Annotated in this window: 10 protein-coding genes; 9 read left to right on the top strand and 1 reads right to left on the bottom strand. The window is 38.2% G+C overall.

Translation table 11 applies throughout. From position 1 onward, the window contains the following. From AC1DSB_RS08610 to AC1DSB_RS08645, 8 genes are all read left to right on the top strand, one after another. On the top strand, positions 1 to 320 hold a 320-nt coding region (locus AC1DSB_RS08610; RefSeq protein ID WP_477586457.1), incomplete at its 5' end, for a hypothetical protein. 12 nt (positions 321 to 332) lie between these two features. Next, a complete protein-coding gene (locus AC1DSB_RS08615) occupies positions 333 to 536 on the top strand; it encodes a helix-turn-helix transcriptional regulator (protein WP_477586459.1) in 204 nt (67 codons plus the stop codon). Positions 537 to 584: 48 nt separating this feature from the next. Then, a complete protein-coding gene (locus AC1DSB_RS08620) occupies positions 585 to 791 on the top strand; it encodes a hypothetical protein (RefSeq protein ID WP_477586461.1) in 207 nt (68 codons plus the stop codon). Positions 792 to 963: 172 nt separating this feature from the next. Continuing rightward, positions 964 to 1,110 carry a hypothetical protein gene (locus tag AC1DSB_RS08625; protein ID WP_477531230.1) on the top strand — a complete coding sequence of 49 codons (147 nt, stop codon included), beginning with the start codon at positions 964 to 966 and terminating at the stop codon, positions 1,108 to 1,110. Positions 1,111 to 1,258: 148 nt separating this feature from the next. Continuing rightward, positions 1,259 to 2,185, top strand: coding sequence for a DUF1835 domain-containing protein (locus AC1DSB_RS08630; RefSeq protein WP_477531231.1), 927 nt, complete (start codon positions 1,259 to 1,261; stop codon positions 2,183 to 2,185). 214 nt (positions 2,186 to 2,399) lie between these two features. Beyond that, complete coding sequence (locus AC1DSB_RS08635; RefSeq protein ID WP_477531232.1) at positions 2,400 to 2,858, top strand: putative iron-sulfur cluster-binding metallochaperone; 459 nt, start codon at positions 2,400 to 2,402, stop codon at positions 2,856 to 2,858. A gap of 469 nt (positions 2,859 to 3,327) precedes the next feature. After that, the gene (locus tag AC1DSB_RS08640) at positions 3,328 to 3,450 is read left to right on the top strand and encodes a hypothetical protein (protein WP_477531233.1); all 123 of its coding nucleotides are present in this window, start codon (positions 3,328 to 3,330) and stop codon (positions 3,448 to 3,450) included. A 12-nt stretch (positions 3,451 to 3,462) separates the two neighbouring features. Next, positions 3,463 to 4,707, top strand: coding sequence for a helix-turn-helix domain-containing protein (locus AC1DSB_RS08645; protein ID WP_477531234.1), 1,245 nt, complete (start codon positions 3,463 to 3,465; stop codon positions 4,705 to 4,707). A gap of 268 nt (positions 4,708 to 4,975) precedes the next feature. On the opposite strand, the gene AC1DSB_RS08650 is transcribed toward AC1DSB_RS08645, so the two are convergent. Then, entirely contained in the window at positions 4,976 to 8,704 is a 3,729-nt protein-coding gene (locus AC1DSB_RS08650; RefSeq protein ID WP_477586463.1) for a S8 family serine peptidase, read from the bottom strand. A 626-nt stretch (positions 8,705 to 9,330) separates the two neighbouring features. On the opposite strand from AC1DSB_RS08650, the gene AC1DSB_RS08655 reads away from it, so the two are divergent. Next, positions 9,331 to 9,756, top strand: a complete 426-nt coding sequence (locus AC1DSB_RS08655; protein WP_477531236.1) for a GNAT family N-acetyltransferase — start codon at positions 9,331 to 9,333, stop codon at positions 9,754 to 9,756. Positions 9,757 to 10,043 lie beyond the last annotated feature (287 nt).

Here is a 10,043-nt window from a genome sequence, read left to right on the forward strand (position 1 = left end):
CATCAATAGGATTTAATTTTGGCTATATCATAGTATTCTTAGGTGGAATAATTTTGTTGTACTCAACAATTTCTTACATTAAATCCCGAAAGAATACATCACTAGAAAAGGAATTAGCAAAGGAATATGACGAAAGAGATGCTTTAATTGATGGAAAAGTTGCTCGCTTTTCCTTGTATATTCTGATATCCGAAATTTTTATTCTTATGTTTTTAACTAATTTTGTGGTAATCCCAACAAATACTGCATTATTTGTTGTCTTAATTTCTTTAATAATTATTGAAAAGGGGTCTAGAAAGTATTACAATCATTTTCTTTAATYAGGAGGATTTATGGAAAATAGAGTAAAAGAATTGCGATTAGAATATGGAATAACGCAACAAGAATTATCTGATAAAGTAAGTGTATCTTCTAGAACAATCATCTCCTTAGAAAAACAAAAGTATAATCCATCTGTGCTACTTGCGTATAAAATAGCTTCAGTTTTTAATTTATCAATTGAAGAAACTTTTATTTTCGATGAGGATGACAAATAATCCATTTCATTAAGATACACATATTAAACAAACAACGGAGGAATGAAAATGATTTTTATATTATTTATTTTTGGGATAGTTTTAACGGTTTGGGGTCTTTATCGTATGAAAACAGACGATGGTTTATTTGGAAAAAATCGAAAAAATAAAAACTTATTCAATTTTATACTAATGGGAGAAGCCTCGGGTATAGGACAATTTTTAAGTGGAATTTTGTGTATTGTTATAGGTATTATCGCATTTTTTGTGAAGTAGTAATAAATGAGAATTTCTATTTTCACTGAAATATTGTGAAAAATTACACTTAAACTAACGGGTGCTTTACTTCAAGAAGGAGTAAAGCACTTTTTCTTATTGAACTAAAACGGGGCAGGTTCGTCCAATAAGTATATATATTAAGGATTGAAATATGAGGAAGTGAAATTCTGTGAATATTAATTGGTTAATTGAAGATATAGTTTTTGAAACAATGCTTGAAGCTGATGTATGGGCAGATTCATTGGTGAATGAAATTTATGGTAGAAACTTTAATGGTTATATTACAACGGATTATAAAATTGCTTTGAAATGGTGAATTTTTTAAAAGCAAATTAATCTAACTGAAGTCTTATACTGGTGCTTTACTTCAATAAGAAGGTTTGAGTAAAAATTTTAGAAGAAGATAAAATAAATTGAGTAATCAAGTGAAGGTCTAGTTACTATAAAGTACAGGGGTGCGGATATTGAAGAAGATAGAAGAATTGCAGAGATCGTTAATGACGGATGGAAATAAGAAAATAGATAAGATTCAAGCACAAACGGTACATATTATATTTGGTGAATCATCAGCTGGGAGCTTACGTGCTGCGTTTCGAAATACACCTTATGAAAAGACAGAGGAAATCATTGTATTACCAGATATTTTATCTGTTGGTCCAGTGAAAAATATACATACAAAAGAAGGAATGCAGGCACGTTTTCATTGGTTTAAAGAGCGTTACCGGGATGAGGGCAATGAGCGTGATGTTACTATGCTAAGAATGATTGATTCAGTGGATAGAATCAAAGCCATTCCACAAGTTCAGGATATTGTTATTTGGACTTGTAATAATGCACATGAACAAGCAGGCTTACGGATAGTCCTTGCACTGCTAAAAGGAAAGTTGAACACAATCTTTGTAATAAATACTTATACGGCTTTTCATAAATTGTATGATTTGCATCCATATGAAGAAGATTACCCGAAAGCAACTGGCGAACTTCCGAGTGAGAAATTATCCTTTATTTATGAACAATATAAGCAACATCCCCTAAAAGACATTGGACGAACAAGTTTATGCGAAGAAGGCAAGAACCTTCTTAATAATGACCAATCTTTACTTCGCACATGGGCAGACCACCAATTATGGCATTATAATGTGCTAACCAGAGATGATGACTTAATCATTACTTGTGCAAAAAGACTAAATGAAGAACTTGAGTACTCTGGTTTTATAAAGGCTGCACGTGTTATTGGCGAAGTTTTAGGGCAGATGGAGCAATATACAGGGGACGAATGGCTCGAATACCGCTTGCGTTGTTTAATCGAACTAGAAACTTTTGAATATGAAGGAAATTTGAAAGCAATGCGGTATTACGGAGTAAAGTTAAAAGAGGAATTTTCAGCATAATGTTTATAAAGAAACCTGAACAATAGGAGGATTACTGGAAATGTGGTTATGTCCTTCCTATCTTCAACTCCCATGAAAATTAAAATTACCGACAGCCAAAAAAAGACAACGAAAGTAGACGCAGCTCATTTGATTTTTTAAAAAGTGCAGCGCTTAAACTTGGATGTGCATTAGGATGCATTTGGTTTAGAGAGTTAAAAGGGAAGGTGTAGAAATGACTGATTGTTGTGCTTCAAAAGAACGAATTACTGAAAGTAATGATACTGAGTTTTGTCCATCTTGTAATACCAAAGGGAAAAAGCTGAAAATTATTACGTTGAAATCAATGCTTAAACCCTCAGTTTTAGATTCTTTGAATCCGAGTTTGACTCATTACTTTTGTTCAACGAAAGATTGTGATGTTGTCTATTTTGATACAGAGAAAAAATTGTACCTTAAGTCAGATGTAAAGGTATCTGTGCATCAAAAAGATGATTCTCCCACAGTACCAGTTTGCTATTGCTTTAGTTGGACAAAAGAGAAAATTAAGAAATATGAAGAACAAGAACTTTCTCCTAAACCTTTAGAACACATCCGAGTAAATGTAAAAGCAGACAGATGCGGGTGTGAGGTAAATAATCCTCAAGGAAGTTGCTGTATGGGGAATGTTACGAAATATATAAAAAGTCTTTAACTAGAGCAATATATTTTTTTACTATCGGGTGCTTTACTTCAAGTAGGAGTAAAGCATTTTTTGCATTTTTTCTTATTAAACTAATGGGCAGTTTAGTTGAAGAAAATGAGCAGAAAAACTGAATGGAAAAAGGGAAATAAGAGTGAAAATGTTGAGATATTAAAAAAAGCCAACAGATACTGTTGGCTTTTTGTCTGTCAATTTATGGTTGTATATCGCTACCGAAGTTATTGCTAAATGCTGTAATCTTTAAAACTAAAGATTTTCTGGTTGTAAAAAGAATAATAAACGATAAAAATATAGAGCCTACTACATATACTACTTCAATGCTAAAACGTTGTCCTAAGTTTCTTCATCAACTAATAATACAAGTTAAGTTAAAGAAGGACTATCCCCCTTTAATAGAGAATTGAAAAAGGAGAAAAACTAAATAGAAAAAGATGCCGTCATGGCTTAAGGAGCATTTAATTTGAACACACAAACTCATGCAACTTCACATGGAATGGCACATGAAAACATTTCTATATATACAAAATTGAGTGGACCTAATCCTAATCAAATTGTGTTAATAGATTGGGATGGAGACGCTTAGGGGATGGGAATCATGCTGGAAGGAAAGATAATCAAATTCTATCGCGAACAACAAGAAATGAAGCAAAAGGACCTAGGGGAAGGAATTTCCTCCAGTACTCATATCAGTAAAATAGAACGGGGGCTTACAGAAGTATCGGATGAAACTATTCTATTATTATCTCAAAGACTAGGAATTGATATGGAAAGGGAAGTGTTAAATTACAGGAGGGTGGAATCCTTATTAAAGGAGTGGCATGATGCCATTGTGAAGGAACTGCAGACAAAGGCGGATAGTATAAAAAGGCAGCTTGATGGAATTAACCTTTTATATATTCAGGATTTTTATCGATCCTACACCCTTGTGCTCACCAGATACTACTTGTCTATTAGCGAGTTTACATCAGCGCAGGCTCTAATAGAGGAGATGGATGTTTGGACAGGCTTATCTAATTATGAGGAAAATATGTTGTTGCACATAAAGGGGATTTTCCATCTGACCGTGAAGTATGACTATGTCAGTGCCATCTCTTTTCTAGGTCAAATCAGTCTGGAGCAATACTCCAATCAGGAATATTATTACGACTTAGCTGTTGCTTATAGTTCGCTCAATTCTCGCGTCCTAGCTTTTTTCAATGCGAATAAGGCACTGGCCTTCTTCACCAAAATTCGCAGCTTCTCCCGTATTATTAAAGCTGAAATGCTGATGCTCATCCAGCTCGAGCAATCGAATGATTACCGTTTTCTAAGCAGTGAATATCATAGATTGATAGATATGACAGGGGATTATGGGCTCGATCATCAAAAAGCGATGCTGCATCATAACCTAGGCTATCTGAATTTGCGGCACGGCTATTTCAAGCAGGCTGCTGAATATTACAAAAAGTCGATGGATGCACGCAATTCCTCCAATCCCAAGTATGTCGCCTCGCTGGAGGGGTACATAAACGCTTTGACGAAAGAAGGGAAGACGCCAAAGGAAAAGCTTCTAAAGCTTGTAGAAGAGGGACTTGTGTTATGCAGGAATTTATCGGCCCCCACCTTTCATCATCTCTTTACGATGCATTATCACTCCATTCTAGGTGAGGATGACCAGTATTATCACTATCTGGAGAACAAGGCATTTCCCCACTTTGACAAAATGGGCTATGTAATGGCGAAAGAGTTTTATGCGGTAAAATTATTTGACTACTACATGTCCAACAATGATATGGTCAATGCTAATCGTTATGCTGGAGCAATTGTGGAGAAGTTCAGAATAAATAATCAGTTTGTTTGATGGAGAGGTTACGTTTTTGTGGCTGAAGCTTTAAGTTTTGGTCAGAAAATGGGCTTGTAAAGAGGAAAAAACGCTCTGTTTTTATGTTTTTTGCATCGTTCGGGGGTGAAAAGAATGTTTGTGCTTCCTTCTGAGCTAGGATGGAGTGCTCAAAATATCTTATTCTAACAACCCTAATCATTTATCTTTTTCACATCGGGTCACACCTAACTAACCAAAAGAAAAGATGCCTGCTTTCTCTATATAAAGCAGGCATCTTCCACTAAAATTATCTTAATCCGTAAGCCTTGATGATCTCTTGGGTAATTTTGTTTCCTTCATCATCCCAAGCGCTTGCTCTGAGTGAAACGGATTTTGCGTTTATCGGATTTTGGATGGTTGCGGCATAAGCCTCGCCATCTTTTGTAAGCTTCACTTTTTTCCACGATTCGCCTTCATTGAATGAAACTTCCAAATTGGCATCCTTCACGTTTCCGTATCCTACTGCACCTTCTACTTTACCGACAGACAGCTCAAGGTTAGTAGGACGGTTTGCCAATGCATCCCCATTTACATCGGTGTCCACCTTGTAATCCAGAGTTAGGAATGGAAGATCGTATCTCCAATCCTCTGATGCTTCCGTCCAGAAGGTCCATTCAGTATGAGTGCGGACCGACGTATTCCAGCGATCTGCGTCACGTTTTGCGTCCGTAACAAAGCGGAATTGCGTACGTTCTTTTGGTGCGACATCTGTTGCATAGAGCGCTTGGCTTTTACCTTCCTTCACTAATGTATCACCCTTGTACAATTTAGATGTCTGATTTTTTACAGATATATTATAATCGTTAATACCGCCTGTGTTTCCTGTTCCTGCATCGGCCCAAGCAGGAACATTGATCATTAGATGATTGCCTTGGCGCTCAGGAGCCCAGTAACCTTCACCCAAGCTTGGACGGACAACTGGAGAGAACCAGTTCTCTGTTAATTTTTGTCCTTTTGTGTAAGTGGCCAATGGCTGACGGATCTGCCATTTCGAATCTAAGACAGTTGCCTCGTGATACCAGCCTGTGTCCTCTATTGCCGAAACATACTCAGTTCGGGCTCTTGGTAATGATATCTTTTGCAGGAAACCTACAGCTCCAAATGTATGCGGTCGCAAGTCGTATCGGAATTCTCCACCTGCTGTTTCAATGTGGGAATTATAGCGACTGTCGATTGTCGCTAGGTCTTTATTCTTCGGTGCATAGGTTAAATCCTTTGGTATAGAACCTTTATGGACATCCATAAGATCATATACATATGGAGAATCGATTGTTCCTTCTACTTGCAGTTTTACATCTCCTGAACGTACAGCTTTTACAAGCTTGTCGCCTTCTTTTTTGCTGATACCAGCAACGGCAATCGGGTTGACTGTGTACTCTGGAGTACCAGCAAATTTACTAARTTCTTTATCTTCATTGTTGACGATGATCAGTAGCTTTGCCCCGGCAGCAGCAGCAGCAGTAGCTTGTTGAGAAGGGGTTACTTCATCATTTCGATCGACCACAACAGCTTTACCTTTTGCTTTTAGGCGGTCGAAGTCAGCTGAACTTCCTTTTCCGGCATAGACAGTGGATAAGTTATACTTTCCATCCAATAATGCACTTCCGGCAAATGGAATATCATCCAGTTCCTTTCCATTAAAGTTAATGGTCAGAAGTGGTTTTGTTAGGCGCCAGCGAGTAAGCTGCTCAAAATATCCTTTTTTGACTTCTTTTGTTGGAACAGCGTACATCTTATCAATCCAAACCGGCATCAAATAGAGACTAGTCAGGGGCATATCACCAATTGTTCGGTGATATTCCATACGTTGGTAATTTGCCTCTGTTTTCTTCGGTACCTCTACAGATATTTCTTTTGCTTTTCTTGCATCGAGCTCCACTGTTTTTGGTCCATTCAGTTCCACTTCCGGGTCACCTACAAGGGCTACACCAGCGTGGTCTGTGTTCACGTCCACATCCATTAGGGACATGGCCGAATAGGTGCCTGGCGGCAGGCGAAGTTCTGATGAACCATTGACAGCATAAACAAACGGCTCCATTTTCTCGCTGGATATTGCCACATATGCAAGTCCAGCAGAGCCGTCACGGTCAGTTGCATTTAGAGTAAGAGTATAACGTTCCTCTTCCTTGACCATCGCCATAGTTGTGTGTACAACGGCTTTTCCGTTTGCTTTTGCTGTTAAAAATCCTTGATAACGGGAGCCTGTTTCACCAAGGGTGGAATCAAGTGTTACGTTCACGTCCGCTGTGCCATTGGCTGGAACAGTGATGGTATTTTCAGAAAGGTTTAACATACCAGATGGAGCTTCTTCACCCTTTGCATTTGTAAATGTCGCTTCCAACTCTACTGTGATGTCCTCGGCACTATCATTTGTATAGGTAACGACTTTTTCAACAGGGGCTGCTTGATCATGAGGCCATTTAAAGAAGCCGAATGATACGGAGCTAGTTGCTCTCAGCTGTGTTTCCAAGACTGCAGCTATATCAACTCGTCCTGTTCCCACCTGGTAAGGCTGGTAACCTTCAAGCTTCGTTGTTGTGTTCATCAATGCTTCTTTTAAAGCTTTTCCGTCCCATTCTGGATGTTTTTCGGCAAGGATAGCTGCTGCACCTGCGACATGTGGTGAAGCCATGGATGTACCATCTTTTCTAGAGTAATATCCACTGCCAGATGTAAATTGGGAACGGGCTGCAACAATACCTACACCAGGGGCAGATAAGTCAGGTTTTAGACCCATATCGCCATAGCGAGGCCCCATTGAAGAGAACCATGCAAGCCGATCCGATTTGTCCACAGCCCCGATAGTTAAAGCGGATTCTGCAGCACCAGGAGAGCCGATAGAGCCTTCTGCTCCATTATTACCGGCAGCGATAACAAATAGTGTTCCATTCTCTTCACTAAGTCTATTTACAGCTTGAGACATAGGGTCTGTGCCATCACCTGGCTCGCTKGTTCCAAGACTCATATTGACAATCTTTGCATTTTCAGATGCCCATTCCATTCCATCAATAATCCAAGAATCTTGTCCAAATCCTTGATCACTCAATACTTTCCCTACCAGTAAGCGTGCATCAGGAGCAACGCCTTTGGATTTCCCATCAGCTGCACCTGTTCCAAGCACAGTGGAGGCAACGTGTGTTCCGTGACCATTTCCGTCATTCACTTCTTCGCCAGGTACAAAGCTCACCGCTTCGTCCAATTGATCGACAAGGTCCGGGTGGCCAGGGTCAATTCCGGAGTCAAGCACGGCAACCTTGACGCCTTCACCTGTAAAGCCTGCTTCCCATGCTGTGTGTGCTCCAATTTGAGGGACACTTTGATGAAGGGCTGCTTCTACACGGCCATCCAGCCAAATTTTTTCTACTCCATATTTAAAGAGTGATGATTTTTCAGGTTCTTTATTGTCCCTTTGAACTGTGACATCTTCCCAGAATGTATCCGCTTTCATTTTGTCGGTAGTAAGTGCGGCACCATTAATACTTTCCAAATCCCGAACCTTCTTCGCTCCTTTTGGAGCAATGTTTTTGGAGAAAGATTTAGCCTTTGTCTCTTCGTATTCGACGATAACCGGCAATCCTGCCTGATTCTTGTCATCATACCCATATTCAATCAATTTCGTAATATTAAATAAGTCCTTATCCAGTTTTCCTGCTGCCAGGTAAGGCATGGTAGAGTTCGGGAATACGAAAGTATCCTCACCAAAGGTCAGGACCCTGACTCCATCCCCATCCTTATTAGCTGGCTCTACATTGATGATATATTTCCCGTTTTTAAGGGTAGAAACTTTTACGACATCACCAGTAATGAGCGTAATTACGTGATCACCGGTCCCATTATTACTCATTGCAACAGTTGATTTATCCAATACCGTCCCATTCCTAGATGCTCCAAGTGCGTTCACTTGAAAAATGGAGCCTGATAGCATAGAAGCGGCAATCGATCCAACTAGAAGCGTCTTCATGGTTAGCTTTTTCATTTACATTCTCCTATTCCATAAGGTAATTAGCGGATAATTCTAAGCTGAGAAAAATCATGGTGAGGTAAAAATAAGAAGTTATTCAGTCCCAAAAAGATTACTGAAAGAAGTAGACTGCTAGAATCAAAGCTTGTCTTCACCTCCTTAAAGGTTTGGTTCTATTTCTGAGGAAGCTCCTAATGGTAGTAAGTTCTCTAGATGAGGTAAATAAATAGGAAGGATTAGTTGAATTGTATAGTCATACAATATTATTGACAAATGGGGTTTTGAGAGGGACCTAAGAACTATATTAGAAGAAGGAAATCTGCAAATATTAGCTGAAATAACCGAAGGGATAAACCGAAATGTCTAAAAAAGGGGAAAAGAATTGGGGTTTTAATTAGTATAATCTAAGGTAATGAATTACATAAACGAATAAACTAAATTATCCATATTCAACTAACGGGTGCTTTAGTTGAATAGCATAATTCAAGTCAACAGTGATCTGTTGGCTTTTTCTGATGCATTCCGGACCATAATTCGCAGCATAATCTAGCGCTTTTTTATTGTCTGTGATAGCTTGTTAAACGGTGATACAATTGAATTATAAACACTAATTAATTGGTTTATAGGAGGTAATATTACAGATGGAAAACTTAAAACTTCATGTTGGATATGATAAAAAGGAAGCATTATATGTTAGAGAAAGTCTAATCAATTACAATAAGAAACAAGTTGCTTATACTGAAGAAGAAAAAATAAATATTATTATTAAAGATGACAATCACAACATATTAGGTGGAATATTAGGGAATATAGATTGGAAATGCTTTCACATTGAGATTCTTTGGATTGATGACGTGTTACGCGGAAAAGGTCAAGGAAAAGAGTTAATGAAGGAAGCAGAGAAAGTAGCTATAGAAAAAGGGTGTAATTTAATTAGATTGGAGACTTATAGTTTTCAAGCCCCTGATTTTTATAAAAAACTTGGTTATGAAGTTTTAGGTAAACTTGAAAACTATCCAGAAGGTTTTGACCATTATTATTTATTTAAAAGATTGAACAGTCTTTGATCTGAAAGTTAAATTCAACTTTCTTTTTAGGACCATGATGCGCATGAACTAACGGATGCTTTAGTAAATAAAGACAGTCAAAAAAATGCGCTTAGAGATACATTTCCAAGCGCATTTTTCTATACAACATCAACCAATATGAATGTCCATCGGTCCTCTTCAAGTTCTTCATCTTCGTAAGGGATAATCCCTTTTTCCATGGCAAGATGTTGATCCAACACTTCTTCCACTCCCCATTGTGTGCTGTGCCAAAAACTACCGAATTCGTCGATGTCACGGTATAGCAT

It is taken from the genome of Paenisporosarcina sp. P4_E4_2, from assembly GCF_056401595.1.